The sequence below is a fragment of the Haloterrigena sp. H1 genome (assembly GCF_005938085.1).
GTDB lineage: Archaea > Halobacteriota > Halobacteria > Halobacteriales > Natrialbaceae > Natrinema.
Genome location: NZ_SMZK01000001.1, coordinates 1,186,420 through 1,210,960 on the forward strand (window position 1 = coordinate 1,186,420; position 24,541 = coordinate 1,210,960).

The 24,541-nt window shown below is 63.6% G+C and carries 25 protein-coding genes; 11 read left to right on the forward strand and 14 right to left on the reverse strand.

What is annotated here, in order from left to right; all coding sequences use genetic code 11:
- Positions 1-49 precede the first annotated feature (49 nt).
- The 3 genes from E2L06_RS06000 (at position 50) to E2L06_RS06010 (ending at position 2,386) form a co-directional block, all read left to right on the forward strand.
- Positions 50-1,075 (forward strand): HEAT repeat domain-containing protein, encoded by a 1,026-nt coding sequence (locus E2L06_RS06000; protein ID WP_138779557.1) that lies wholly within the window; start codon positions 50-52, stop codon positions 1,073-1,075.
- A 64-nt stretch (positions 1,076-1,139) separates the two neighbouring features.
- Positions 1,140-1,529 carry a secondary thiamine-phosphate synthase enzyme YjbQ gene (locus E2L06_RS06005; RefSeq protein WP_138779559.1) on the forward strand — a complete coding sequence of 130 codons (390 nt, stop codon included), beginning with the start codon at positions 1,140-1,142 and terminating at the stop codon, positions 1,527-1,529.
- A gap of 122 nt (positions 1,530-1,651) precedes the next feature.
- A complete protein-coding gene (locus E2L06_RS06010; protein ID WP_138779561.1) occupies positions 1,652-2,386 on the forward strand; it encodes an SDR family oxidoreductase in 735 nt (244 codons plus the stop codon).
- Between the two features lie 62 nt (positions 2,387-2,448).
- On the opposite strand, the gene E2L06_RS06015 is transcribed toward E2L06_RS06010, so the two are convergent.
- Positions 2,449-3,798: a sodium-dependent transporter gene (locus E2L06_RS06015; RefSeq protein WP_138779563.1), complete on the reverse strand. Its 1,350-nt coding sequence runs from the start codon at positions 3,796-3,798 to the stop codon at positions 2,449-2,451.
- Between the two features lie 157 nt (positions 3,799-3,955).
- Here E2L06_RS06015 and E2L06_RS06020 point away from each other — a divergent pair, with 157 nt between their 5' ends.
- A complete protein-coding gene (locus tag E2L06_RS06020; RefSeq protein ID WP_138782509.1) occupies positions 3,956-5,500 on the forward strand; it encodes an acyl-CoA carboxylase subunit beta in 1,545 nt (514 codons plus the stop codon).
- Position 5,501: 1 nt separating this feature from the next.
- On the forward strand, positions 5,502-5,858 hold the full coding sequence (locus E2L06_RS06025) for a hypothetical protein (protein WP_138779565.1): 357 nt from the start codon (positions 5,502-5,504) through the stop codon (positions 5,856-5,858).
- 168 nt (positions 5,859-6,026) lie between these two features.
- Here E2L06_RS06025 and E2L06_RS06030 read toward each other — a convergent pair whose 3' ends face one another.
- Positions 6,027-7,169: an SPFH domain-containing protein gene (locus E2L06_RS06030; RefSeq protein ID WP_138779567.1), complete on the reverse strand. Its 1,143-nt coding sequence runs from the start codon at positions 7,167-7,169 to the stop codon at positions 6,027-6,029.
- Between the two features lie 160 nt (positions 7,170-7,329).
- Between E2L06_RS06030 and E2L06_RS06035 the strand changes: the two genes are divergently transcribed.
- The 3 genes from E2L06_RS06035 (at position 7,330) to E2L06_RS06045 (ending at position 10,876) form a co-directional block, all read left to right on the forward strand.
- The gene (locus E2L06_RS06035) at positions 7,330-9,165 is read left to right on the forward strand and encodes an acetyl-CoA carboxylase biotin carboxylase subunit (RefSeq protein WP_138779569.1); all 1,836 of its coding nucleotides are present in this window, start codon (positions 7,330-7,332) and stop codon (positions 9,163-9,165) included.
- A 158-nt stretch (positions 9,166-9,323) separates the two neighbouring features.
- Positions 9,324-9,662 carry an Htur_1727 family rSAM-partnered candidate RiPP gene (locus E2L06_RS06040; protein WP_138779571.1) on the forward strand — a complete coding sequence of 113 codons (339 nt, stop codon included), beginning with the start codon at positions 9,324-9,326 and terminating at the stop codon, positions 9,660-9,662.
- Positions 9,659-10,876: a TIGR04347 family pseudo-SAM/SPASM protein gene (locus E2L06_RS06045; RefSeq protein ID WP_138779572.1), complete on the forward strand. Its 1,218-nt coding sequence runs from the start codon at positions 9,659-9,661 to the stop codon at positions 10,874-10,876. The genes E2L06_RS06040 and E2L06_RS06045 overlap by 4 nt, the downstream gene beginning before the upstream one ends.
- 26 nt (positions 10,877-10,902) lie before the next feature.
- On the opposite strand, the gene E2L06_RS06050 is transcribed toward E2L06_RS06045, so the two are convergent.
- The gene (locus E2L06_RS06050) at positions 10,903-11,313 is read right to left on the reverse strand and encodes a MoaD/ThiS family protein (RefSeq protein WP_138779574.1); all 411 of its coding nucleotides are present in this window, start codon (positions 11,311-11,313) and stop codon (positions 10,903-10,905) included.
- Positions 11,314-11,703: 390 nt separating this feature from the next.
- Here E2L06_RS06050 and E2L06_RS06055 point away from each other — a divergent pair, with 390 nt between their 5' ends.
- Positions 11,704-11,985 carry a HalOD1 output domain-containing protein gene (locus tag E2L06_RS06055; protein WP_138779577.1) on the forward strand — a complete coding sequence of 94 codons (282 nt, stop codon included), beginning with the start codon at positions 11,704-11,706 and terminating at the stop codon, positions 11,983-11,985.
- A 156-nt stretch (positions 11,986-12,141) separates the two neighbouring features.
- Here E2L06_RS06055 and E2L06_RS06060 read toward each other — a convergent pair whose 3' ends face one another.
- Positions 12,142-12,894 carry a ribonuclease H-like domain-containing protein gene (locus E2L06_RS06060; protein ID WP_138779579.1) on the reverse strand — a complete coding sequence of 251 codons (753 nt, stop codon included), beginning with the start codon at positions 12,892-12,894 and terminating at the stop codon, positions 12,142-12,144.
- 98 nt (positions 12,895-12,992) lie between these two features.
- Between E2L06_RS06060 and E2L06_RS06065 the strand changes: the two genes are divergently transcribed.
- Positions 12,993-13,733 (forward strand): hypothetical protein, encoded by a 741-nt coding sequence (locus E2L06_RS06065; protein ID WP_138779581.1) that lies wholly within the window; start codon positions 12,993-12,995, stop codon positions 13,731-13,733.
- On the opposite strand, the gene E2L06_RS06070 is transcribed toward E2L06_RS06065, so the two are convergent.
- From E2L06_RS06070 to hflX, 3 genes are all read right to left on the reverse strand, one after another.
- Positions 13,730-14,089 (reverse strand): nucleic acid-binding protein, encoded by a 360-nt coding sequence (locus E2L06_RS06070; RefSeq protein WP_138779583.1) that lies wholly within the window; start codon positions 14,087-14,089, stop codon positions 13,730-13,732. The two genes, E2L06_RS06065 and E2L06_RS06070, sit on opposite strands and share 4 nt — an antisense overlap.
- Complete coding sequence (locus tag E2L06_RS06075) at positions 14,086-15,246, reverse strand: thiolase family protein (RefSeq protein WP_138779585.1); 1,161 nt, start codon at positions 15,244-15,246, stop codon at positions 14,086-14,088. Before E2L06_RS06075 ends, E2L06_RS06070 begins: the two co-directional genes overlap by 4 nt.
- A gap of 132 nt (positions 15,247-15,378) precedes the next feature.
- Positions 15,379-16,680 carry a GTPase HflX gene (gene hflX / locus E2L06_RS06080; RefSeq protein ID WP_138779587.1) on the reverse strand — a complete coding sequence of 434 codons (1,302 nt, stop codon included), beginning with the start codon at positions 16,678-16,680 and terminating at the stop codon, positions 15,379-15,381.
- Between the two features lie 305 nt (positions 16,681-16,985).
- Between hflX and E2L06_RS06085 the strand changes: the two genes are divergently transcribed.
- The gene (locus E2L06_RS06085) at positions 16,986-17,303 is read left to right on the forward strand and encodes an FUN14 domain-containing protein (RefSeq protein WP_138779589.1); all 318 of its coding nucleotides are present in this window, start codon (positions 16,986-16,988) and stop codon (positions 17,301-17,303) included.
- A 15-nt stretch (positions 17,304-17,318) separates the two neighbouring features.
- On the opposite strand, the gene E2L06_RS06090 is transcribed toward E2L06_RS06085, so the two are convergent.
- The 7 genes from E2L06_RS06090 to E2L06_RS06120 all read right to left on the reverse strand — a co-directional run bounded on the left by E2L06_RS06090 (position 17,319) and on the right by E2L06_RS06120 (position 24,480).
- Positions 17,319-18,044, reverse strand: a complete 726-nt coding sequence (locus E2L06_RS06090; RefSeq protein WP_138779591.1) for a ribosome assembly factor SBDS — start codon at positions 18,042-18,044, stop codon at positions 17,319-17,321.
- A 249-nt stretch (positions 18,045-18,293) separates the two neighbouring features.
- On the reverse strand, positions 18,294-19,052 hold the full coding sequence (gene psmA, locus E2L06_RS06095; protein ID WP_138779593.1) for an archaeal proteasome endopeptidase complex subunit alpha: 759 nt from the start codon (positions 19,050-19,052) through the stop codon (positions 18,294-18,296).
- Between the two features lie 4 nt (positions 19,053-19,056).
- Positions 19,057-19,542, reverse strand: coding sequence for an Rpp14/Pop5 family protein (locus E2L06_RS06100; protein ID WP_138779595.1), 486 nt, complete (start codon positions 19,540-19,542; stop codon positions 19,057-19,059).
- Positions 19,539-20,171, reverse strand: coding sequence for a class I SAM-dependent methyltransferase (locus E2L06_RS06105; protein WP_138779597.1), 633 nt, complete (start codon positions 20,169-20,171; stop codon positions 19,539-19,541). Before E2L06_RS06105 ends, E2L06_RS06100 begins: the two co-directional genes overlap by 4 nt.
- Complete coding sequence (locus E2L06_RS06110) at positions 20,155-20,859, reverse strand: RNase P subunit p30 family protein (RefSeq protein WP_138779600.1); 705 nt, start codon at positions 20,857-20,859, stop codon at positions 20,155-20,157. Before E2L06_RS06110 ends, E2L06_RS06105 begins: the two co-directional genes overlap by 17 nt.
- Positions 20,860-21,114: 255 nt before the next feature.
- The gene (tbsP, locus tag E2L06_RS06115; protein WP_138779602.1) at positions 21,115-21,933 is read right to left on the reverse strand and encodes a transcriptional regulator TbsP; all 819 of its coding nucleotides are present in this window, start codon (positions 21,931-21,933) and stop codon (positions 21,115-21,117) included.
- A gap of 399 nt (positions 21,934-22,332) precedes the next feature.
- On the reverse strand, positions 22,333-24,480 hold the full coding sequence (locus E2L06_RS06120; protein WP_138779604.1) for a hypothetical protein: 2,148 nt from the start codon (positions 24,478-24,480) through the stop codon (positions 22,333-22,335).
- Positions 24,481-24,541 lie beyond the last annotated feature (61 nt).

Below are 24,541 nucleotides of genomic sequence, written 5' to 3' on the forward strand. Positions count from 1 at the left end.
TTGGTCAGCCAGAATGTTTTTATCGGTTATCCCCCATGCAGAGGACACGATGAACGGGGAAGGGGGCGAGACCGTCGAGCAAGGTGGTCGGGGGGCCACCAGAGCCGATCTCCCGTCGGTGCTCGCACAGCTCGACGCTCACGTATTGGCCGACCAACGGGCTGCCGTGCGCCGGATCCGAACCGCGATCGAGGACCAGGAACGGGCCGCGGCATACGTCCCGACGGTACCGAAACTCCGGGCACTGCTCGAGCAGCCGGAACACGACTTTCACGACGAGGTCGCCGCCTGTCTCGCCGCGCTGGCAGCCGAAGCACCCACCGACGTCGCACCCTCGAGTGGGACGCTCGTGGCCGTCGCCCGCGAGCGTGCCGACCAGCCGATCGCGTGCGATCTCCTCCACGCCCTCGCGGCCGTCGCAGTCGAGCGACCGGACGTCGTCGCCGAGCACGCTGACGCGATCGCCGACGTCCTCGAGCGCCGCCGTGGCTACGATCGCTGTGGGCTCGAGGCGATCGCACACGTCTCGGCGTACGCGCCGATGGCAGTCGAACCGGCGGGCTCGCTCCTTGTCGACGCGCTCTCAGTGAATCCGGCCGAGAACGGTGAGCCGGCGCTTCGCGCGCTCGGTCGGCTGGCCCGTTCCGAGGCGACGCTGCCATCACTCGAGTTCGTCACCGACGCGGCCGCGCTCGTCGCCCACGACGACCGGTCGCTGCGACATAGCGCGATCGGCTGTCTCAACGACGTTGCCCACCGTAATCCTGCCGCGGTCGCATCGGTCGCCGCCGAGTTCGAGGCGGCGCTCTCGTTGCCCGACCCCGACACCCGGGCACTGGCGGCGGCCACGATCGGCCGCGTTGCTGCCGGCGTCGACACGGTCATCGACCCGATGCGCTGGGCGGTGTTCGAGTTGCTCGCGGACGACCATTCACACGTCCGCGCACGCGCCTGCGTTGCGCTCGGTCACGGCGGCGTCGACGCGGCCACGCCACGACTGCGTGATCTCGCACGGACGGATCCGTCCCCGGCCGTCCGTGATCGGGCGGCGTGGGCCGTGCGCCGCCTGTCGTAATTCTGCCGTCGCGGCCGCGAATACAACCGGAACGTAATCGACCCTCGCGGTCGAAGCCTCGCGCATGACGTTTTCCGTCGACACCGACGCACGGCTGACGACCGTCGACGTGACCGACCAAGTTGCCGCTGCCGTTCCCGACGACCTCGAGTCCGGGCTCTGTACCGCGTTCGTCAGACACACGACGGCTGGGCTCGTCGTCCAGGAAAACGAGCCGCGGCTCCGGGGCGACATCGAGTCGTTCCTCGGAGATGTCGTGCCCGACGAGGGGCACGCACACGACGAACTCGACGGCAACGCCGACTCGCATCTCCGGGCTGCGCTGGTCGGACCGGACGTGACGATCCCGGTCGAGGACGGGCAGTTAGCGCTGGGGACGTGGCAATCGGTGTTGCTCCTCGAGTGTGATGGGCCGCGCACGCGGACGGTCTCCGTGACGACCGTCGGTGACTGACGACCCGCAACCGTCAGTCAGTGCCAGCACACCCGCGACCCGCCCTGGGGGTGTGCCGGGACAGGTGACAGCAACCCGTCTGAGCCCTGCCTTTGATGCAGTCGAATGGTGTATGTGGCCGTATGTCATCGACGACTTCGTTCGACGTCGACTTTAGCGACACTGTGGCAGTGATCACCGGTGCCAGCGGCGCACTCGGCAGCGCTGCCGTCGACCGCTTTCGTAAGGCAGGTGCGACGGTCTGTGCCGTTGACGTGATCGGACCCGACGACGAGGAGAGTTTGCTCGAGCGCGATCCGGCCGACGAATCCGGCTTCGCGTTCTACGACGCCGACCTGACCGACGAAGACGACGTTTCGGGGCTCATCGACGCCATTGTCGACGATCACGGCCGGATCGATCACCTGCTGAACATCGCCGGCACGTGGCGTGGCGGCGACCACATCGAGGAGACCGATCTCTCAGAGTTCGATCTCCTCATGAATATCAACCTGAAGACGGCCTTTCTCGCCTCGAAACACGCCTTGCCCCACCTCCAGGAGGCGGAGGGCTCGATCGTCAGTATCAGCGCGCGGTCTTCGCTCGAGGGCGGCGAAGGGGACGGCCCCTACCGGATCACGAAAGCCGGGATTCGGCTGCTGACGGAGACGCTCGCCGAAGAAAATCGCGGCACTGTGCGGGCGAACTGTGTGATGCCGAGCGTGATCGATACGCCGATGAACCGCGAAATGATGCCCGACGCGGACCACGACTCGTGGGTCGAGCCGCTCGAGATTGCCGACGTGATGGCCTTCCTCTGTAGCGACGGCGCGGCGGTGACGAGCGGCGCTGCGGTGCCGGTCTACGGCGAGGCCTGAGGTCGACTCGAGGCGTGTTCAAAAGTACGGTCAGCGATTGATCAATGCGGGTCAGTGATCGGTTAGAGGCTTGCAAGCCATGTGGCGAAGTCACCGGTCAGGAACCCGTAGTAGTCCCATGCGTTCAGCGCGACCAGAACGATCAGTGCGAGGACGACCGGGACCCGGACGAACCAGAGCCACGCCGAACCCAGCGAGCCGACGTTTCTGATCCCTTTGCTGATCTCCTCGAGGGCGAGGTCTGGCACGATCCAGCCGACGAAGACCGACAGCAGGAGCCCACCAAGCATGAGCAGGATACTGTTTGCGAAGCCGTCGTAGAGGCCGATGAAGACGAGGTCGAGCGCAGCCGGTGTCCCGACGACGAACATGGCCACGCCCAGTGCAGCCGTTGCGGGAACGCGGCCGATGCCGCGCTCGTCGATCAGGTAGGAGACGACGACCTCCATGATACTGATTGCACTCGAGAGCGCGGCGATAGCGACGGTGCCGAAGAAGATCGCGCCGAGAAGGCCTCCGAGGGGAAGTTCGGCGAACGCCGCAGCGAGACTCACGAAGATGAGCGACGGCCCGGACGCGCCCGGCTCGATCCCCGCGGCGAACAGAATCGGGAACGCGATCAACCCTGCTGTAAAGGCAATGAACGTGTCGAGGACAGCGATAATTCCAGCGTCTTCGGCGAGGTTCCGGTCCTCACCGAGGTAGGAGGCGTACGTGATCATCACACCCATCCCAAGTGACAGCGTAAAGAACGCCTGTGCGGCGGCCGCCGGGAGGATTGTCGTCCACTCGGAGGCGATAGTGCTGAGTTCCGGCGAGAGGTAGTAGGCGTAGGCATCGGCTGCCCCATCGAGGGTAAACGCGTACGCGGCGAGACCGACTGAGATGATGATGATCGCGGGCACCATCAGCTTGACGGAGAGTTCGATCCCGCGCTCGATACCGAGTGCCACGATCGCGATGACTGCTGCCATGAAGATCGCGTGTAGCACGACGGCGTCGAGTCCGCTCGCGACTGCACCGAACTGTTCGGGTGCGCTCTCGGCGGTGTAGTTCCCTTGCAGTCCGAGGAGAACGTATCTGAGCGTCCAGCCGGCGACGACGCTATAGTACGAAAGGATGACGAACCCAGCCGTGACGAAGACCCAGCCGATCTTCGTCCACGCGCCGCTCCCGATCCGTTTCAGTGCTCCAACGGGATTTCGTTCGGTGTTCCGGCCGACGACGAACTCGACGAGGATCACTGGGAATCCGATCCCGACGATCAACAGGAGGTAGATGAAGAGGAATCCTGCCCCTCCCTGTTCACCCACCTGATACGGGAACCGCCAGATGTTACCTAGCCCGACTGCGCTCCCCACTGCAGCCAGAATAAACCCTGTTCGTGTTGCCCATGATTCGCGTTGTGCCATACCCGCTGTTATCTATGATACGTCCATATAGCTTTCCTTGGACGATCCATCATGTAGTGAGTAATAGCCAATAATCGTGAAGGAGTTACGGAATCCTTTTGCAGTTGGTCCTCACACAACGCCGTATGAATCGCGCAGGGGTGTTCCCAGCATGACGATGGAGGATCGCATCGACGAACTCGAGGAACTCCGCGAGGAGGCCCGCAAGGGTGGTGGCGAAGAACGAATCGAAAAGCAACACGACAAGGGGAAGATGACCGCCCGCGAGCGGATCGACTACTTCCTCGACGACGGGACGTTCACGGAGTTCGACCAGCTCCGGACCCACCAGACGAGCCAGTTCGGGATGGAAGAGAAGAAAGTGCCGGGCGACGGCGTCGTCACGGGCTACGGCGAGGTCAACGGCCGGACCACTTTCGTCTTCGCCCACGACTTCACCGTCTTCGGTGGCTCGCTCGGAGAGGTCTTCGCCGAGAAGATTTGCAAAGTCATGGACATGGCGATGGAGGTCGGCGCGCCCGTCATCGGGCTCAACGACTCCGCTGGCGCGCGCATTCAGGAGGGCGTCAAGAGCCTCGCCGGCTTCACCGAAATCTTCCGGCGTAATCAGGAAGCAAGTGGTGTCGTCCCCCAGATTTCGGGGATCATGGGACCGTGTGCCGGTGGGGCGGTCTACTCGCCGTCGATCACCGACTTCATCTTCATGGTGAAAGACACGAGCCACATGTACATCACCGGGCCCGGCGTCACCAAGACCGTCACCGGTGAGGACGTCACCCACGAGGAACTCGGCGGCGCGATGACCCACTCTGACAAGACCGGTGTCGCCCAGTTCGCCTGCGAGAGCGAGGAACAGGCGCTCGACGATATCAAGCGCCTGCTGTCGTATCTCCCGCAGAACAACGTCGAGGACCCGCCACGCGTCGAGCCGTGGGACGATCCCGACCGACGTGACGAACAACTCAAAGACATCGTCCCGCCGAGTCCGCAAAAGCCCTACGACATGAACGACGTCATCGACTCGGTCGTCGACGAGGGCTCGTTCTTCGAGGTCGCGGACAACTTCGCACAGAACATCGTCGTCGGCTTCGGCCGTCTCGACGGCCGTTCCGTCGGGATCGTCGCCAACCAGCCACGGGTCAACGCCGGCACGCTCACCGTCGACGCCTCGATGAAGGGGTCGCGGTTCGTCCGCTTCTGTGACTCCTTTAACATCCCGATCGTCACGTTCGTCGACGTCCCCGGCTACATGCCTGGCACCGACCAGGAACACCGTGGGATCATCCGCCACGGCGCGAAACTGCTCTACGCCTTCTCCGAGGCGACGGTGCCGCTGCTGACCGTCATCACGCGGAAGGCCTACGGCGGTGCCTACTGTGTCATGGCCTCGAAGAACCTCGGTGCGGACGTCAACTACGCTTGGCCGACCGCCGAAATCGCCGTCATGGGTCCACAGGGCGCAGTCAACATCCTCTACCGTGAGGAACTCGCCGAAGCCGACAACCCCGACGAACTCCGCGACGAACTCATCGAGGAGTACCGCGAGGAGTTCGCCAACCCGTACACCGCAACGGACAAGGGCTTCCTCGACGACGTCATCGTCCCAACCGAGACCCGTCCGCGGCTGATCGACGACCTGAAAATGCTCGAGTCCAAGCGCGAGGACAAGCCCGACAAGAAACACGGTAACATCCCGCTGTAGCATGACCACACAGCAACAGTCCACCGCCGACGACGCGACCGCGTCAGCGCCGGCGGACGAGACGGCCGCAGGCGACTCACCCGGCCTCGAGGCAGCCCTGCCCGGCGACGTCTCCATCGACTTGCCCGACGACGCCGACGAGGAGGAGGCCGCGGCGATCGCGGCCGCCATCGGTGCCCATCTCCACGATCACGCGCTCGCGGTCGCCGCGGCGGCGGCCAGCGGCGAGGAGACGTGGGACGACAAGCGCTGGGCCTTTGCCGGCCGAGTGCGCGCACAGCAACACCGGACCGTTCGCGTTCCGCGTGACGCGCCGACCAACGCGTGGTCGGCCGCGGGACGGACCGAACGCTTCTAATCCGCGCTCGCTCGTTTTTTGCAGTCGGTATGTGAGCAGGCTCACGTCCCACCAGGGAATTACTTCTCGAGAAAACTAGTACTCCGTCACGCGTCGACGGGCGAGTCGAACCAGATAACAGCGGTCGGTTCGACCCACAAAGTCAGGCGTGACGAACCACTAGCCGTCCTACTCCGAGTCCGGGGTCGACTCCGAGTCGGCAGCCGCCGACGTATCGGAGATGTCGATTTCTGTTCCCACATCGCCGCCCTCTTTGATCGCCCGTGCCTGTTCTTCCATCGCTTCGACGTCCATCTCCGCCTGTTCGTCGATCTCGCCGATGATGTCGGCGATGTCGTCAAGCCCGATCAGTTCGCGCGTTTCCTCGTCGAACTCGCGGCTCTCGAGTTCGGTGCTGTCCGCTTCGATATCACTGCCCGAGAGGTGTTTGCCGTAGCGCCCGACCAGCGAGGACAGTTCCTGCGGGAGGACGAACGTCGTCGACTCGCCCTGGCCGATCTCGGCCAGCGTCTCCATGCCCTTGTCGATAACCGCGCGCTCGCCCATCGATTCGGCCGAGCGCGCGCGCAGGACGGTCGAGATCGCGTCCCCCTGTGCCTCGAGGATCTGACTTTGCTTTTTCCCCTGAGCGCGGATGATGTTCGACTGTTTCTCACCCTCGGCCCGTTCGATGGCGCTGCGGCGGTCCCCCTGGGCCTCGAGGATCATCGCGCGGCGGCGGCGCTCGGCGGAGGTCTGTTCTTCCATCGCACCTTTGACGCCCTGGGAGGGGGTGACCTCGCGGACCTCGACCGATTCCACGCGGATGCCCCACTCGTCGGTCGGTTCGTCGAGCTCGGTGCGGATCCGCTCGTTGATGAGCTCGCGCCGGCTGAGCGTGTCGTCGAGTTCCATGTCGCCGATCACGGCGCGCAGCGTCGTCTGGGCGAGGTTCGAGACCGCCCGCTGGTAGTCGTCGACCTCGAGGAAGGCACGCTTGGCGTTCATCACGCGGATGTAGACGACGGCGTCGGCGGTCACCGGGGAGTTGTCCCGCGTGATCGCTTCCTGGCTCGGCACGTCGATCGTCTGCGTTCGCATGTCGAACGTGTAGAGCCGCGAGACGAACGGTGGGACGATGTTCAGCCCGGGCTCGAGAAGTTCGCGGTACTCGCCGAAGACGGTCAGCGCGGCTCTGTCGTAGGCGTCGACGATCTCGACCATCTGCCAGACCGTGATAACGACGAGTAAGAGCCCGATCGACCCGACCAGCAGGATCGGATCCTCGAGCACTGACTGTGTCTGGAGTGGAGTGGCTACCAGCTCGTCCATCGTGTGATTCAGGGGTTCAGTTCGGATAACCCTTGTCCATAACTAGCATTTCACACTGCCATCCGTGTGTGAGACTAGTTCGCTACGTAACAAAAGCGCCCGTCACGACGAACCAGTTGCGAAAAAGTAACGTAGGCCCCTCACGACGGTTTCGACAGGAATGTTCAGGAAGGTTCTCGTGGCCAACCGCGGGGAGATCGCCGTCCGCGTCATGCGGGCGTGTGAAGAGTTGAATATTGGGACTGTTGCCGTCTACTCCGAGGCCGACAAGGACTCGGGTCACGTCCGCTACGCTGACGAAGCGTACAACGTGGGGCCGGCACGAGCAGCTGACTCGTATCTCGATCACGAGGCTGTGATCGAGGCCGCGCGCAAGGCTGACGCCGACGCCATCCACCCCGGCTACGGCTTCCTCGCCGAAAACGCCGAGTTCGCCCGCAAGGTCGAGGAGACCGAGGGGATCACCTGGGTCGGCCCGTCCGGCGACTCGATGGAAGCGCTCGGTGAGAAGACCAAAGCCCGGACGATCATGAACGAGGCCGACGTGCCGATCGTCCCCGGGACGACCGAACCCGTCACCGACCCCGAGCAAGTCAAAGAGTTCGGTGAGGAACACGGCTACCCGATCGCCATCAAGGCCGAAGGTGGCGGTGGCGGCCGCGGGATGAAGGTCGTCTGGGACGAGAGCGAAGTCGAAGACCAACTCGAGAGCGCCCAGCGCGAGGGCGAGGCCTACTTCGACAACGACTCGGTGTATCTCGAGCGCTACCTCGAGAACCCGCGTCACATCGAGGTCCAGATCGTCGCCGACCAGCACGGCAACGTCCGTCACCTCGGCGAGCGTGACTGCTCGCTCCAGCGCCGCCACCAGAAGGTCATCGAGGAAGGCCCCTCGGCGGCCCTCTCGGACGAACTGCGCGAGAAGATCGGCGAAGCCGCCCGTCGCGGTGTCTCGGCTGCTGACTACACCAACGCCGGCACCGTCGAGTTCCTCGTCGAAGAGGACGAAGGCCGCGACGGCCCGCTCGGTCCCGACACCAACTTCTACTTCCTCGAGGTCAACACGCGGATCCAGGTCGAGCACACCGTTACCGAGGAGATCACCGGCATCGATATCGTCAAGCGCCAGCTCAAGATCGCCGCTGGCGAGGAACTCGACTTCGCACAGGAAGCCGTCAACGTCGACGGCCACGCGATGGAGTTCCGGATCAACGCCGAGAACGCGGCTAACGACTTCGCGCCCGCGACCGGCGGCACGCTCGAGACGTACGACCCGCCAGGCGGGATCGGCGTCCGGATGGACGACGCGCTCCGACAGGGCGACGAGCTCGTCACCGACTACGACTCGATGATCGCGAAGCTGGTCGTCTGGGGCGAGGACCGCGACGAGTGTATCGAGCGCTCGCTGCGCGCGCTCCGCGAGTACGACATCGCGGGTATCCCGACGATCATCCCGTTCCACCGGCTGATGCTAACCGACGAGGAGTTCGTCGCGAGTACCCACACCACGAAGTACTTAGACGAGGAACTCGACGAGACGCGCATCGAGGAAGCCCAAGAGCAGTGGGGCGGTGACACCGGCGACGGTGCCAGCGAAGAGGACGAGGAAGCCGTCGAACGCGAGTTCACCGTCGAAGTCAACGGCAAGCGCTTCGAGGTCGAACTCGAGGAACACGGTGCGCCCGCGATCCCGGCCGGCGACGTCGACGCCGGCGGCGCACAGGCCAGCCGACCGGAGCCGGCCGGCGGCTCCAGCGGCAGCGAGACCGAGATCCAGGGGGACGGCGAGACCGTCGACGCCGAGATGCAGGGCACGATTCTCGACATCGAAGTCGAGGAAGGCGACGAGGTCGCCGCCGGCGACGTGCTGGTCGTCCTCGAGGCCATGAAGATGGAAAACGACATCGTCGCCTCGCAGGGCGGCGAGGTCACCCAGATTGCCGTCGAGGAAGGCGATAGCGTCGACATGGGCGACACGCTGGTCGTCCTCGAGTAACGCGAGCGAACGCCGCAGTCGAACCTGTTTTTTCGGTCCCGCACACTGGAGCGTCATCAGTCTCGACCCGACGTGAAGATGGTCGGCCGGCCGGTGAGGTATTCCCGCGTGCTGGGAGGTCGCGGAACGGCCTTCGGTGTTGTCTCGTAGATGTCCGTATGGTCGAGAACGCACGCCGGACGCACGTCGAACGTGACGAGCGAGGGAACCCGACCCCGCAGTGGGAGGTCTTCATCCGCCCCGAAGCGGACGAACCGATGCGCCACGCCGGGAGTGTCTCCGCCGCCAGCGGGACGGAAGCGCACGAACACGCATCCCGGCTGTTCGGCTGGCATGCCGACGACATCTGGCTGTGCCCTGCCGATGCGGTCGAACGGTATTCGACACAGGGACTCGCGGCTGCGGCCGACGACCGATCGGACGAGGCCGTCGGAGACAGCGACGAGCCGCGCGAGTCCGAAGAGACGGCACACGCCACGGAGGTGCAAGACGCGTGATCTCGATCAGCAAGCTGCTCTGTGATCTCGACGCGGAGGGCGACGGCCTGCGCTACGACGCGGCCGAGGGCTCGAAGAAGCCACAGATCACCGAGGAGAAACAGCGGCGGCCGGTCGTCGTCTGGAACACCACTCGCAGATGTAACCTCTACTGTTCGCACTGCTACGCCGGTGCGGACCTCGAGCCCGCGTCCGGCGAGTTCACGACCGCCGAAGGGAAGGCGTTCCTCGACCAGCTCGGCGACTACGGCGCACCAGTCGTGCTCTTCTCCGGCGGTGAACCGCTCGTGCGCGACGATCTGGTCGAACTCGTCTCCTATGCGGCCGATCAGGGGCTCCGGCCGGTACTATCTTCCAACGGCACCCTCATCACCCGCGAGAAAGCTACGGCGCTGCGAGACGCCGGGCTCCAGTACGCCGGCATCTCCGTCGACGGCCTCCCCGAGCGAAACGATCGGTTCCGCGGCGAGGAGGGTGCGTTCGACGCCGCCGTCCGCGGCATCGAGAACTGTCTCGACGTCGGCCTCAAGACTGGCCTCCGATACACGATCACCGAGGCCAACGCGCCCGACCTCGAGGGAGTCGTCGACCTGCTCGCCGAGAAAGGGCTCGATCGGTTCTGTTTCTATCACCTCGATTACGGCGGCCGCGGGGCCGAAATCGTCGACGCCGACCTCTCCCCACAGGAGAAACGCGAGGCGGTTCGCCGCGTCGCAGACATGACCCTCGAGTACCACGACCGTGGCGAGGAGATCGAGACCCTGCTGGTCGGCAACTACGCCGACGCGGCCTTCCTCGTCGAGTACGCCCGCGAGGAATTCGGCGAGGCGAAAGCACAGGCGGTCTACGACTACCTCGAGCGAAACGGCGGGGACCCGACCGGCGAACGGATCGCCGACGTGGACTATCAGGGCAACGTCCACCTCACCCAGTTCTGGCAGGGCTACAGTCTCGGCAACGTCCGGGACCGGCCCTTCGGCGAGATCTGGGAAGACGAGTCGAACCCGCTGCTCGAGGCGCTTCGCAACCGCGAGGAGCACCTGAAAGGAAAGTGTGCGGACTGCCAGTATCAGTCGATCTGTCGCGGCGCCTCGCGACTGCGCGCGCTGGCGTCGACCGGCGACCTCTTCGAACCCGACCCGCAGTGTTACCTCTCCGATGACGAGGTTCGCGGTGGAGAAATGGGATCGATGGTCGGCGGTGCCGCAGACTGAGTCCGTCACCGTCGACACGGGGTCGCTCAACAGCAGAACATGAAGGGATAGATCAGCGCGACGCGGTCGCCATCGGTCAGTTCCGCCTCGAACCCACCGAGGTGCTCGTTGAACCGACCGTTGACACAGACCCGCGCGTACGGTCGGGTCTGGTCGCCCTCCGGATTCTTGCGCCACGTCCCGGGCAGGTCGTCGGGTACCGGTGCCCACCCGCTGTGGGTCGCCTCGGACTCGGTTTCCGCGATGAGCATGTCCTCGAGCCCGTACTCCTCGAAAAAGGCTTCGAGGAAGTCCCGGAGCCGGGTGCCATCGAACGTGAACTCGAGTTCGTGACTGCCGACAGCGTCGCGGACGTGGCCAGTACAGCGGACCGTCACTGTCGTCGTAGCATCGCTTCGACTGTCTGGCTCGGTGGCGGTGACTCGGTTAGCTCCCATGCGGGAACTGTACGACCCACACGTGTAAACACACCATTGCGAACATATTCGGGGTCTGGCTGTGACTGCTCGTCGTCTGCTCCCTCGAGATCCACCACTCGCCAGCGCGGACACGGTGCGGACGATGAGAGAGTTCGTGCCGAACATGTAACGCGACCGGTTCAAACGGGGCCGTAGGCTTGCGGTTTTACCGCCGCTACAATCGATGATTGTCCGATTGATATCAGTTCTTGAATAGCTTAGAACAGTGCGAAATCAATAAAATGATGGTTGTTATAGCGTATAACAAATACATTATCGCACACATTCGGGCGTTAACGAGCAGAATTGGATTTTGCGATCAGATTGAGGTCAGAGGATTTATACTGGATCGATGTAAGAATCCGGCCAATGCTACTCTCAGTCGATCGCTCGGAACCGACAGTCGGGCAATCAATAAGTTTCGACGTGATCGAGGCCGTCGCCGAGCGTGAAGGCATCGACCCGCTCGAGCTCGAACCGCCCGAATACGACGCCCTCTACGACGTGATCAATCCCGAGGCGCTCGACGCACTCTTTGCGACCCGCGAGAACGGCCGCGAGCGACCGACCGGCCGCGTCGAATTCTCCTACTGTGGCTACCGGATCGTCGTCACGAGCGACGGCGAAGTCGAGGTGTCCGACCTCGAGTGAAGGCGGCTCTTTCTAAGTCCGCCCTGCGTTCACCACACGCAGGGTCGGCCAGGTAAGCTATCTCCGGGGCGACGAGCGACTGCACAGTCGTCGCTGTACTCTGTCTCCCGGAGCGGGCAGAACGTTGACTCGGTCTCCGGTCTCACCGCTATCCACTCACTCGTCGGCCATCGCAGCCTCGAAGACACGCTCGTGGAGTCGGTCGGCGACGGTTTCCATCAGCGGTTCCAGATTGGCCGTGTCTGCGCGGTTGTACTCGATAAGCGTCTCGAGGGAACCCTCATCACCGCGTTCGTACTCACGCCAGAGACGCACCGCATCGCGGCCGCTGATGTCGGGCATGTCCCGATCGATACCTAATTCTTGCTCGATCGCTTTCAGCCCGCCGTTGAGCCCGATTTTCTTGCACGGGTACATGAGGTCGACATGGGGCACGTCGACCTCGACGTCGAAACACGTCTCGAGAAACGGAACGTCAAAGCGTTGTCCGTTGAAGGTGACGAGCAGGGACGATTCCTCGAGTTCGCGTACGAGGCGGTCGCCCGTCAGATCGCGCCCGTTGACGAACGTCTTCGTCTCGCCACCACGGTGGAGGCTGACGGTCGTCACGTGGTTCGTCTCGGCGCTGAGGCCGGTCGTCTCGATATCCAGAAAGCAGGTCTCACCGCGGACGTTCTCGTAGCACCGCCAGCGACTCGCGGCAGGCAGCGCCTCCGCGAAGACGGAGACATCGCCACGCTCGAGGTGGGTTCGACCTTCGTCGATGAACGTCTCGATCCGATCCGCGAGCGTCGAGCCGACGACGCTGCCGTCGAACTCGTCCCAGTGAGTCACGCCGTTTTCCCACAGGCGTCGTTCGGTGGTTTCTCCGACGCCACGAACGGGAATGAAGCTGTTCTCGATTCGCACACCCGTTCAGGGGTTCGGTGGGGCTAAAAACGCTTGGATCGGCTGGAACCCAATACGCTGAGCGTCCACTTTTTGAGCCGCGCGGCCGTAGGACACGTATGACAGATCGCGACGACGAACTCGCCGATGCCGTTCGCGAACTGACGCGAACGATCGACGAGCTTCAAACGGAACTCGAGGAGCCTCGCCGGCGCTTTCGGCCGCCGCTACGACCGCCGACACCGCGAGAGTTGCTCCGACTCACCGACGAGGTGGCGCTTCCCGCCGCGCTGGCCATCCTCGAGGCGAACGTTCGCGCGCTCGAGGCGTTCCAGCGAGGTCTGCAAATCGTCCGAACCGAGCGGGCGGCTCGCGACCGGACGTCGGCGGCCGCCGAGGCGACGAGCGACCGCGCAAGCGAGCTTCGACGGACGACGCTCTCGCAGCTTGATATGGTCCTGACTGAACTCAACCGGGCCGTCTCAGAGGGGAGTCTACCCGCAGACGAGGGGGCACGAGACCTCCTCTCTGAAGCACGCCAGCTTCGCGACGACGTCGATACGCGTCTCCGGGAGGCCACCGACCGGGCCTCCCAATCGAGCGCGTCAGGATCGGCGGCGACCGGGATCTCGATCGACATCGCCGACGGACCGCCAAGCGACGCCGAGGAGACGGCCGACGAGGATTCGGACGAATCCGACTCTGCGGTCGACGTCGACGCCGAACTCGAGACGCTGCGAGATCAGTACGGCGAGGACGCTACCGACTCGAGTGTGAGCGACGATGACGATGCCGACGACACCGGTGCGTCGGACGCTGACGGATCTGAAAAAAGCGGTGGCGGAGACGAGCGACCTTAGACGGGTTCGAACCGGTAGCCGTCCCAGTCCTGGCTCTCGGGCTCGCGAATGCCGGCACCGGGTTCGCGGAGTTCGTCGACGTGGACCGGCTGGACCTCGTCGCCGGTTTCGACGTCGCCGGTCGTCAGCTGGCCGATCGCGCGGACGGATTCGCCATCTACGTCGAACTCGAGGATCGCGAGGTGGTTTGGCTCGCGGACGCCCGGGGGCGTCGCGGTGCTGGTCGTCCACGTCACGACTTCAGCGGTGTACTCGCTGAGATCGATCGTTTCCGCCGGATTCGAGCCACCGGGACCGCGCGGGTGGCCGGGGTAGCTGATCGAACCGTCCTCGTAGCGTGTCGCGTCCATCGTCATTGTGCTGCCTCCATAATCGTAGTAATCACACAGTTGCCAAAGCCGCCGACGTTACAGCACAGGCCGGTCTCAGCATCGACCTGGCGCGGGCCCGCCTCGCCCATGAGCTGTTCGTAAATCTCGACTGCCTGTGCGACGCCGCTTGCCCCCAGTGGGTGGCCCTTCGACTTGAGGCCACCCGAGGTGTTGATCGGTAGTTCGCCGGTGTCTCGCTCAGTGTATCCCTCCTCGACGAGTTTCCAGGCCTCGCCGTGCTCGGCGAAGCCGAGTCCCTCCATCTGGAGGAACTCGAGGATGGTGAACATGTCGTGGAGTTCGGCGACGTCGATGTCGTCGGGTCCGAGGCCGCTCATCTCGTAGGCTCCCTCGCCGCTCTCGACGACGCCGCCCATCACGGTCGGGTCCTCGCGTTCGTGGACGACGTGGGTGTCCGTCGCGCCGTCGATCCCCGAGATGACGACGTAGTCGTCGGTGTACTCCTCGGCGACCGACTCGGGACAGAGCATCAGCGCCGCCGACCCGTCCGTGATCGGACAGAAGTCATACAGTCGCAGCGGGTCCGCGATGATCGGTGACTCGAGGATCGTCTCGACGTCGACCTCCTTCTGGAACTGGGCCTTGGGGTTGTCGACGCCGTTTTTGTGATTCTTGGACGCGACTTTCGCCAGGCTCTCGCGAGGCGCGTCGAATCGCTCGAGATAGTGGCGTGCGGTCAAGCCGGCAAACGACGGCAGCGTGACGCCGGTTTTGTACTCAGCGCGGTGGGTCAGCGACGCGATCACGTCGGTGGCCTCGCCGGTGGTCTTGTGGGTCATCTTCTCGCCACCGACGAGCAGCGTCATGTCGCTTGCCCCGCTGGCGACCGACTGCCAGGCGGCGAAGATCCCCGCACCGCCGCTGGAACTCGTCTGGTCGATCCGTTGTGTGTACGCCGGCATCGCGTCCAAGTCGTGTGCCAGCGCGTTCGGGACGCCCGTCTGTCCCTCGAACTCGCCGCTTGCCATATTCGAGACGTACAGATGTTCGACGTTGTCGGCGTCGACACCTGCATCCTCGAGACACTCGATACCGGCCTCCGCGAGGAGGTCCGTGATCCACTCGCCCTCGCGTTGCCCAAACTGGGTCATCGAGGCACCGATGATTGCAACACGTTCCATACTCAAGGTGACTCTAGTCAGTGGTTTATATGTGGGGGGTCGTGACAGTGTTCGCTGCTTGACTCACTATTTCAACATGAGCCCACGATACCACCCACCAGTAATCGACCGCCGTCGACACCGACTCGAGGCTCACGCGGATTCGGCCGCGGCCGTCCGCAACTCGCTCGCGCGCGAGCGCGCCTGCGAGACCACAGCGGGTCGAGCCTCGAAGGAGACGACGACATCCTCATCCCCGTAGGTAACGTCGTCGACGTGGGCGTTGTCGTGAAGCCACGAGACGACGCTCATCGTGTCGTCGGTCATCGGCAACAACAGCCGTTCTTCCTCCCAGTCGGGCAGTTCCTCGTCGATCCGCTCGAGCAGCCGGTCGACGTTTTGCCCGTCCTTGGCGCTGACCGCGACTGGATTCGGCGCGAGCGACGAGAGCGCCTCGCGTTTCTCGGCCAGTTCCGCGTCGCTGACCTGATCGATCTTGTTCAGGACGGTGACGATTGGGGCTTCGTTGCGCTCGTAGAGGGTATCGTGAGAGGTCACGAGCTTCTCGTGGATCTCGTCGATCGGCTCGCTGACGTCGACGACGAGCAAGACCAGATCCGCCCGGTATACGGAATCGAGCGTCGACTTGAACGACTCGACCAGCCAGTGGGGCAGATCGCTGATGAAGCCGACGGTGTCGGTCACCAGCACGTCTCGGCGGTCGATGGCCGCCCGCCGAGTCGTCGTGCCGAGCGTCGTGAAGAGCTTGTCCTTGGATTCGGCCGTCGCATCCAGATCCGGATGGAGGCCCTCGTTTTCGGAAACGTCGAGATCGCTCGCGAGCCGACGCAACAGGGTCGACTTGCCCGCGTTGGTGTAGCCGGCTAGCGCGACCAGATCGAACCCCGAGTCACGTCGGCGCTCTCGGCGTTGCTGTTCGGTCTGCTCGATCCGCTCGAGCTCGTCTTTGATCCGGCTGATCTGGGCTTTGATGTCCTGCTCGCGGCTCTCGTCGTACTCGCCCAGCCCCATGAAGCCGGGGTGTTCCTCGCGCTTTGCGAGGCTGGTCTTTGCCTCCGCACGGGGCAGTTCGTAGCGGAGTTCGGCCAGTTCGACCTGTAGCTGGGCCTTGCGCGTCTGTGCGCGCTGGCCGAAGATCTCGAGGATGAGCGTAAACCGATCGATGACCTCGACGCCCTCGGGCAGGAGCTTACCGAGGTTGTACGTCTGGTAGGGACCGAGCCGGTTGTCGAAGATGACGGTCGTCGCGTCGGTTTCCTCGACTAACGCGGCCAGTTCCTCGGCTTTCCCCTCGCCGATCTGGAGGGCTGGATCGGCCCGTCTGGACTGTGTAACTTCGCCGACGACGGTGTACCCCGCCGCCCGGGCCAGATCGCGAATCTCGCTCGTGTCGGGCGTGCCTGAATCGACGCGTTTGACGATTATCGTGTTCATGCAGAGAGAGCTGCGTCCTCCGGGCGTGGTCGGGCATATCGACGAGACGGACACTGCCGCAGTGACCCGGGTACGCTAACGATGCCGGTCGAACACCTCCGTTGGACGGACGTGGCTCATACCTGCTCGTACGCGACGAGTCGTCTTGAATCCAGTGCCCGATCCTGTCTGCCGATTCGCTTCGCACACCTGATCGCACGATGGCCCTGCGGCAGTCTGGCTTCGGTTCAATTGACAACAGTGTATGCCGGTGAACAGCGGCCGATCATAACAGTCATACGAGCCGACTCGAATGAATCCGGACGATGATCGACCTCGATCCGACCGCACTCAGCCTCGAGTTCGGCGGCGGTGCCGTTATCGGGGGTCTCATCGGCTTCGCCGCCAAAAAGATCGCGAAGGTGCTCGCGGTCATCGTTGGCGTCCAGCTGATGATCTTTCGCTATCTCGAGTCTCAGGGTATCATCACGGTGGATTGGAACCGTCTCTCAGCGGGGATTCTCCAAACGGGGGACCACGCACAGCACGCAGCGAACAACCACTGGGTCCAGTCGCTCGTCTCGACGCTGTCGATCGGCGCGGGCTTTACCGGTGGGTTCCTAATCGGCTTCAAGCGCGGATGAGTCGCTGGTCGTCCGCTATCGCGTCTTCAGATCGTCCTTGTCCTTGACGATCTCCGTTTCGGCTTCGCCGCTGGTGTATTCGTTGACCTCGTTGTAGAACTCGTTTTGCAGTCCCGCCGGGAACGTCAGCACACCGATCCACGAGCCGTCGTTTTGCCACTCTTCGCGTTCTAAGTCACCGAACTGTCGGATCTGGGCCTGTGCACTGCCGGCGTAGTCGGCCGGCACCTGGACCGCGACGGTCACTTCTTCGAACCGGATCGGAATGACCGGGCGGAGCGCGTCGAGCGCGTCGTCGACCTGTGCCTGCACCGGCTCCATCGGATCGACGGTGAAGCCAGCTTCCTCTAAGGCGTTCTCGATCCGTTCGGGTGGGTGGGGCGCGTTATCCATCTGCGGGTTGACCGCGTTGCGCGTGATCGTGTCGATCAACTGCTTGCGCTTCTGTTCTTGCATCTCGCGGCGCTGATCGGCCGTGATCTGGATCTCCCCCTGTTTGATCACTTCGGGGATGATCTCGAGTGGCTCCGTCGTATCGAAGACTTTCTCGAGATCGCTCTCAGCCGGTCGATCCCCACGGGAGGCGTTTTCGAAGACGTCCTCGGCTGCGATGACGTCCTCCAAGTCGCCCTCGAATTCGTCGCGTTTGATCGCCAGCGCTGCATCCGGGTCCACGAGCACTTCGAAGCGCGCCCCGTGTGACTCGAGTCGCGCCGTCACCGCCTCGTCGAGCGAAATCATACCTCACGATTCCCGCGCCAATTTAAAGAGTGTTTCCCGACGAGCGACCCCGATCGGTGTGGACGGGCGTCGGTGGGTACGGGCCGGCGTCGGCGCGACAAGACGGCAAGACCGAGACAGGGGTCTCGAGGAGTGGTAAGCGAACGCGAAAACGGATCGTACGGACTCCTGTCAGTGGGTGCCGGTGGGACCGCCACCTGCCCTGCGGTCCCACTGGGACATCGGGACAGCAGCCCGTCTCAGTAGGGGTTACTCGTCGGCTTCGTCGTCTTCACCGGTGTCGAGAAGCTCGTTCTCGGTGAGGTAATCCTCGATCCGATCCGCGTCGAACTGTTCGAAGGTCTCGGTTTCGACGTCGACGGTCGCCAGCCCCACTTCGTTGGGGAGCAGGGAGCCATCGTTGACCGAGGCGAGCGCGTCGAGGGCAAGCTGGATACCGCCGTCGAGATCAGCTTCGTCGTCGTAGTTCTCCTCTAAGTAATTCTGGAGTTCGCCGCGGTCGGCACCGACGGCCAGGGCCTTCCACTCGTAGGGCGTTCCCGAGGGGTCGGTCTCGAACAGGCGCGGTTCGCCGTTGTCGATGCCGCCGACGATCAGCGCGACACCGAACGGGCGGGCACCGCCGACCTGGGTGTACTGCTGGATGTGGTCGGTGACCTCCTTGGTCAGCGTCTCGACGCCGATCGGCTCGCCGTAGCGCAGCTGGTTGACCTGGGCCTGACGGCGGGCGAAGTCGATCAGCTGGCGGGCGTCGGCGACGTGGCCCGCGCTGGCGATGCCGACGTGGTCGTCTGCCTTGTGAATCTTCTCGACGCTTGAGTCCTCGAGCAGCGGGGAGGGGACTCGTTTGTCGACGGCGAGTACGACGCCGTCGTTCGTTCGGACGCCGATACTGGCTGTGCCTCGCTTGACCGCCTCGCGAGCGTACTCGACCTGGTAGAGTCGGCCGTCGGGCGAGAAGATCGTGATGCCACGGTCGTACGCCTGCTGTTGGGCTTGTCCCTGCATAGTATCACGCTAAATCGTAATCGAGGTCTGTCGCGCCCGCGAACGTCTCATCGAGTCGGACATCTCCAACGCTATCCCGGAGGATGGCGACTCGCTCCTCGTTCCCGAACACGACGTTTCTCTCTTCGGATTCTTGCCCGCGTCGCCGTAAATAGTTTTCTTCAGCGGCACGGATCGTGCCACTGATACCCCGGACGCGAACGCCGATGGGAGCGCCGTCGATCTCGTCGAGACACGCAAGCGCCGCGCGAGCGGGTTCGGTCTCGCCCCGACGAACCCTGACGATCGCCCCGCCCCGGCCATCGGCGAACCAAAACCGCATGACAGTGAGATCGGCGTCGGCACTACCCGGATCACCGAGTAGGTTCTGGCCCGCATACCACACCTCGCGCTGGAACGAGCGTCTGCCGATGTGTTCGTCGGGCCACGTCTCGAGTTCGATGGCGAGATAGCGCCAGCGCGGCCGGAGGTGTTTCGGGAGGTGTTTCATTCGTCGGTCGTCATGTCGCCGTCACTCGGATTCCGTTCGGCGACCAGCACGCCGACCTGATCGTGGACACGCTCGACGGCCGTCAGCGAGAAGCCCGCGTCGGTAAAGGCGTCAGCGAGGGTGCCGACGGTCGCCGGATCGTCGACGGCGGGCGTATAGAAGGGGTCGTCGGGGTCGGGATCGCCGAAGAACATTACGTCGCCGAGGACGAATTTTCGAGGCTCGAGGTCGGCGATGACTGCAATCGCCTCGCGTTTTTCGTTGTCCGAGAGGTGGTGGAACGCGAAGTTCGTGGTGACGATATCGGCGGGTCCCTCATAGTCGGGTTCTCGGAACGTGCCGTGACCGAACTCGACGTTCTCGAGGCCCGCCTCGTCGGCCTTTTGCCGAGCCTGCTCGAGCATGCCCTCGCTGATGTCGCGGCCGACGACGCGGGCTGCGTCGGAGGCGAGCGCGAGCGCAATCGCACCGGTCCCAGTGGCCAGATCGAGGACGACATCGTCGGGTTCGGGCGCGGCGTGCTCGACGACCAAATTCGCACAGGCGTGGTACTCCTCGGACTTCGAGTCGTCGTACGCGCCAGCTTTCTCGTCGAACCGGGCGGCGTGTTCCTCAAGGCTCTTCTTCATACTTGCCCCGTTCGACACCCGGCTCAATGAACGACTCGGAGTGGATGTGGCGGTTTCGCTCGGCGAGCCGTCCCCACTCCGCGAGTCCGTCTTCGATGAACTCACGTGTGAGGCCGATCTCCTCGCCGAGTGCTTTGAGTTCACGGGGGGCGCGCACCTCGAGGTGTGAGATCGGCTCGGCGCTGACGACGTAGGGCGCGTCGTAGTGGTCGACGATCTCCCGGAGCTTTCGCAGTGACTGCAGGGCTCGGACTCGCCGACCGCCGCTCTGTCGGAGGATCCCCGAGAGGTCGAACTCGAGGCGGACCCCGTTCTCGACGGCGGCTTTCACGAGCACGTGGTTGATATCACCGTCGCCGGCCATCGGGTGTGCGAGAACGTCGACTTTCGCCTGTTCGACTGCAAACCGGTTCATCGCGTTCGTCCCGCCGTGGACCGCGACGATCGTTTCGGTGGTCCGATAGTTTCCCACCGCACCGCTGGCGGATTGTCGATCGGTGGTCCGAATTTCGACACCCTCGACGACGTCGATCCCGTACTCGTCGCGGATTCGATCGGGGTCGTATTCGGCTCGAGCGTCGGCATGATTGCGTACGACCACGCCCTCGAACCCGTAGTCGGCCGCCGTTTTCGCGAGTCTGGCGACCGTACTCTGTCCGTCGGGGTGGGCGTGGACGGCCTCGTACATACTCGGATCGTCTCACGGGGTCGACTTGGGGTTTGCGCCATCCAGTCGCACCTCTCGAATCACCTCAGAATGCCGTGGCCGGGAGCGCAGGCCGTTACCCGACCTCACCGCGAGCGAACCCGAGGGTGAGCGAGCGGGCCGACGACCGACCCAACGGGGAGGAGGAGTGCTTTTGATCAACCTTTTACCGAGTGACGGCAGGCTGTGCGACAGCTACGCTGTCGTCAGCCTGCCAGAACGCAGTGTAAAAGGTTGTTAGTTGAGAATCGACTGCGCCACCGTCGCGAGCTGGCCGTTATCGGCTTCCATGAGCCGCTCGTCGCCGATCTTGAGACGGAGTCGCGGGCGGCCGACGTCGATCGGGACCTTCTCGGTGTCGATCAGGCCCATGTCCTCGAGTTTGGTCTTCGTCCGCGAGAAGGTGGCCTTGGAGGCGATGCCGACGTCTTCGCCCCACTTGCTGATGTCGTAGAGCAGGGCCTCGTTTTTCGCGGCGACGAGCAAGGAGATGGTGACCTCGTCGAGACCATCGCCGTCGCCACGGGCGGTCTCGAGCGAGTCGAGAATGGCGGTGAAGTCGTCTTCGGCGTCGGGGCTGATCTCGTCGGCGAGCGTTTCGCGGACGTCCGTGATCGGTGGCGTCCGGAGGTTGAATTCGGACGCGTCGGCCCAGCGGTCCTCGTAGGTCGCGTAGGTATCCGCGACGAAATCCTGAGCGTCGGTGACGAGGCCGCCGACGCGGTCGCCGGCGCGGACGACAGCGACGACACGATCTTCGGTGACCAAAAGCGAGTTTTCGGGGGCCTGCTCGAGCGTTCGCAGGGCGAGTGCACCCTCGCTGATGAGGTCGGCCGCGTTCGAGGCGACGATGAAATCGCCCATGATGTCTTTGAGCGTACGCTCGTCGGCGAGCATGTGGACCGACGGCAGGTCGCCGTCGAATCCGGTGGCGACGGCGACGAATTCTTCGATGGCGTCGTGGGATGGATTTACCATGAAGATATCACCGCTCGCATCCTCGAGCACGGACTCGAGAATATCGTCAATCTGATGGTTGAGTAAATTCGAGGTCATGCCTATACAGAAGTAATTGGGAACACGGTACTTAATTTTGGCGGCCGTTTGCACAGCAGAACTTCTCGTCCCCCGGCTGATCCGGTAATTTTTGTCCATGAAACCGTTGGTTCGCCTACCAAATACTGCTATCTCTTATACACATGTGCGTTGATAGAGATACAATTGGAAACGATGATTGGTAATAGAGCAACTGAGGTCCGGTTTTCGTTGCTAGTACCAATAACTATAAGAAATAAACGTGTTACTCTGCTATCGTATGTGTGTTCGACAGAACCGACTGTGGTGGGTCGTTCGATCGGCCATCGGCCGAGGGTGGCTCGAACCGGACCACACTCGATCGTCACGTAACACTGTGCGGACAGAGCGGGTCAGCACGTACGGCGGTCCGTAAGGGAGTTACCGATCGAATCGCGGCCAGAGGGCGTCCGACCAGTAGATGTCCCCGTCGTAGATCACAGCGGTCTCGGTTTCTTTGAGCATCGTGACCAGTTCCGGTTCCGTCAGCGTAAACCTCGAGGCGTTCCCACAGAGATAGGCGTACTCGTTGGTCTCGGTGTGTGGAAAGTAGTACGACCCGGCTGCTCGCGTCGAGTAACAGTCGAGACACAAGAGATACTGCGTTTCACGGCCGTCATCCTCGAACTCCTCGAGCCGTGCGGTGGTCGGTGGCCGGTCGCCCTGCGTGAGCGAATGTGTCCCATCGCCGACGACGGCGTAGTCTTTTCCCATCATGATGCGCCGGCGGGCGAGATCCATCGCCCGTTCGATGCTGAAGCCGTGGACCAGCAGTTTGGCGAACGTCGAGCCGACCTTGATAGCGTGATCGTTCAGGACTTTGGTGAACGTCACCGCGCCGGCGACGCTGCCACGCTCGATCAGGGTCTGTCCCTCATGGAAGGAGCCACACGCGTTGAGGAAAAACGTCTGGGCAGTACAGCGCTCGAGACTCGCGGCTGCGAGCGTGCCGTCCGGACAGCATAGCCCGCCGGTTTCGCAGTGACCGATGTAGTGGACGAAGTCGTAGCCGTTCTCGAAAACGCGGGCGAGTTCGGCCGTCTCGAGCGATTCTTCGACAGCGAGGTCGATCGTCAGCTCCTCGGAACGCTGGCGGTAGATGTCGGCGACGCGGTCGTGTTCGCCGGCCATCTTCGGGTCGTTGAGGACGACACAGATCGAGATCGCGTCACTCGCTCGCTCGAGGAAGTCGAGGCGGTTGTCGTAGGCCTCGGGCGCGGATTTGAAGACGTCGATCGGGACGCCGTCGGCCAGCCAGCCGTGGGCGCGGCCGCTCCGGAGGTCGGGTTTGACGATGTCGACCGAAGCGACCTGCCCGGTGGTGGCCCTGGCCGCGGACGGAGCGCACGGCCGCTCGGTCCAGCCGTTTTTGGAACCGGGGCCACGATAGAAATCCTCGAGCGAGCGCTCGACCAGTTCCTGTCCCTCGAGTTCGGAGATACGGGGGGTGTAGATCATGCTCAGTCGGTCGAGCAGGAACGGCAGCGTTTCGACGCTCTCGTACGCGGGTGTGACGTACGTCGAGAGATGCCACTCGGGGAACCGGTGTTTGATGGCCGCGAAGGGCACGTCGAGATAGGCTGCGAGCCGAGCTTGCGGTGAGGCGTCGTACAGCGTGTTGGCGTCGAGTTCGAGCTGCTCGAGCAGACTGCTTTCGGCGAGTGTCGTCCCATAGGGGCCAGCGTTGCGGACGAGACAGTCGAGGAAGAAGGTCTTTCGGAGCAGTCGTCCCACGTCGCGCTCTAACTCGGGCATCGGCGAGAGTGCCACGTCGGTCCCGCGGCCGACGAGTCGGAGCCGCGGACGGCCCGGGTCCGAACTGGCAGCGGTGCGACGGCAGTCGTCGATCGTCCGGACCGTCGCCTGCAGGTAGTAGGCAAGCGGCGCGGTGACCAACAGCGACTCGTAGTCGGGCGGGACGACGAGTTCGATCCCGTGGTCAGGGGTTGCAGATCGGATGCAGTCGGGGATCTCGAGGGAGTCACCCTGTTCGAGCAGGGCCGGATGGCCTCGGAGCGTGGGATACGAGCGATCGGGACTGGCTGTCTTGTGCGAGGCGGCCAGATGTGTGATGGCGTCGGCGACGGCCGAGGGGGAGTCGGGGACGGTGATCGTTCCCGCGGGGAACTCGTGGCGACAGCGGAAGCCGAGGACGACGCGCGTTCGGTGCGGAAAGGAGACGACGATCTCCTCGTAGTTGTCGGTTTTTGTGATGGTCGCCGCGCCGGAAAATCGGAGGTAAGACTTGATCTCCGTGTCGACGTCGACGATGTACTCGCCAGGCGACAGCGACAGTGGCTCGCCACTCGGGTCGAGTTCACGGTGGTCCTCGCGCTCGAGCGAGAACGCGTAGACGACCGCGTGGGGGAAGCGAAGCTCGTCAGCCGTCACGACGAGCGTCTCGTCGACGGGCCGCGGGATGTCGACGTCGAGATGGTCGACGGAGAGGTCGGGCCCGTTGACCGTCAGCTCCGCGTTATCCGCGTCGATGACGTGGAGCGTGTTGCCGTCGGCCGTCCACTCTATCATTTGGTTGGATGAATGTCATTCGGATGAGTTAGTTGTATCGGATGGTAATTGACTATGGGAG

Excerpts from the sequence above, each read along its gene's own strand:
- E2L06_RS06000 (WP_138779557.1), top strand. The coding sequence starts at position 50 with ATGAACGGGGAAGGGGGCGAGACCGTCGAGCAAGGTGGTCGGGGGGCC.
- E2L06_RS06005 (WP_138779559.1), top strand. The coding sequence starts at position 1,140 with ATGACGTTTTCCGTCGACACCGACGCACGGCTGACGACCGTCGACGTG.
- E2L06_RS06010 (WP_138779561.1), top strand. The coding sequence starts at position 1,652 with ATGTCATCGACGACTTCGTTCGACGTCGACTTTAGCGACACTGTGGCA.
- E2L06_RS06015 (WP_138779563.1), bottom strand. The coding sequence starts at position 3,798 with ATGGCACAACGCGAATCATGGGCAACACGAACAGGGTTTATTCTGGCT.
- E2L06_RS06020 (WP_138782509.1), top strand. The coding sequence starts at position 3,956 with ATGGAGGATCGCATCGACGAACTCGAGGAACTCCGCGAGGAGGCCCGC.
- E2L06_RS06025 (WP_138779565.1), top strand. The coding sequence starts at position 5,502 with ATGACCACACAGCAACAGTCCACCGCCGACGACGCGACCGCGTCAGCG.
- E2L06_RS06030 (WP_138779567.1), bottom strand. The coding sequence starts at position 7,169 with ATGGACGAGCTGGTAGCCACTCCACTCCAGACACAGTCAGTGCTCGAG.
- E2L06_RS06035 (WP_138779569.1), top strand. The coding sequence starts at position 7,330 with ATGTTCAGGAAGGTTCTCGTGGCCAACCGCGGGGAGATCGCCGTCCGC.
- E2L06_RS06040 (WP_138779571.1), top strand. The coding sequence starts at position 9,324 with ATGGTCGAGAACGCACGCCGGACGCACGTCGAACGTGACGAGCGAGGG.
- E2L06_RS06050 (WP_138779574.1), bottom strand. The coding sequence starts at position 11,313 with ATGGGAGCTAACCGAGTCACCGCCACCGAGCCAGACAGTCGAAGCGAT.
- E2L06_RS06055 (WP_138779577.1), top strand. The coding sequence starts at position 11,704 with ATGCTACTCTCAGTCGATCGCTCGGAACCGACAGTCGGGCAATCAATA.
- E2L06_RS06065 (WP_138779581.1), top strand. The coding sequence starts at position 12,993 with ATGACAGATCGCGACGACGAACTCGCCGATGCCGTTCGCGAACTGACG.
- E2L06_RS06070 (WP_138779583.1), bottom strand. The coding sequence starts at position 14,089 with ATGACGATGGACGCGACACGCTACGAGGACGGTTCGATCAGCTACCCC.
- E2L06_RS06075 (WP_138779585.1), bottom strand. The coding sequence starts at position 15,246 with ATGGAACGTGTTGCAATCATCGGTGCCTCGATGACCCAGTTTGGGCAA.
- hflX (WP_138779587.1), bottom strand. The coding sequence starts at position 16,680 with ATGAACACGATAATCGTCAAACGCGTCGATTCAGGCACGCCCGACACG.
- E2L06_RS06085 (WP_138779589.1), top strand. The coding sequence starts at position 16,986 with ATGATCGACCTCGATCCGACCGCACTCAGCCTCGAGTTCGGCGGCGGT.
- E2L06_RS06090 (WP_138779591.1), bottom strand. The coding sequence starts at position 18,044 with ATGATTTCGCTCGACGAGGCGGTGACGGCGCGACTCGAGTCACACGGG.
- psmA (WP_138779593.1), bottom strand. The coding sequence starts at position 19,052 with ATGCAGGGACAAGCCCAACAGCAGGCGTACGACCGTGGCATCACGATC.
- E2L06_RS06100 (WP_138779595.1), bottom strand. The coding sequence starts at position 19,542 with ATGAAACACCTCCCGAAACACCTCCGGCCGCGCTGGCGCTATCTCGCC.
- E2L06_RS06105 (WP_138779597.1), bottom strand. The coding sequence starts at position 20,171 with ATGAAGAAGAGCCTTGAGGAACACGCCGCCCGGTTCGACGAGAAAGCT.
- E2L06_RS06110 (WP_138779600.1), bottom strand. The coding sequence starts at position 20,859 with ATGTACGAGGCCGTCCACGCCCACCCCGACGGACAGAGTACGGTCGCC.
- tbsP (WP_138779602.1), bottom strand. The coding sequence starts at position 21,933 with ATGACCTCGAATTTACTCAACCATCAGATTGACGATATTCTCGAGTCC.
- E2L06_RS06120 (WP_138779604.1), bottom strand. The coding sequence starts at position 24,480 with ATGATAGAGTGGACGGCCGACGGCAACACGCTCCACGTCATCGACGCG.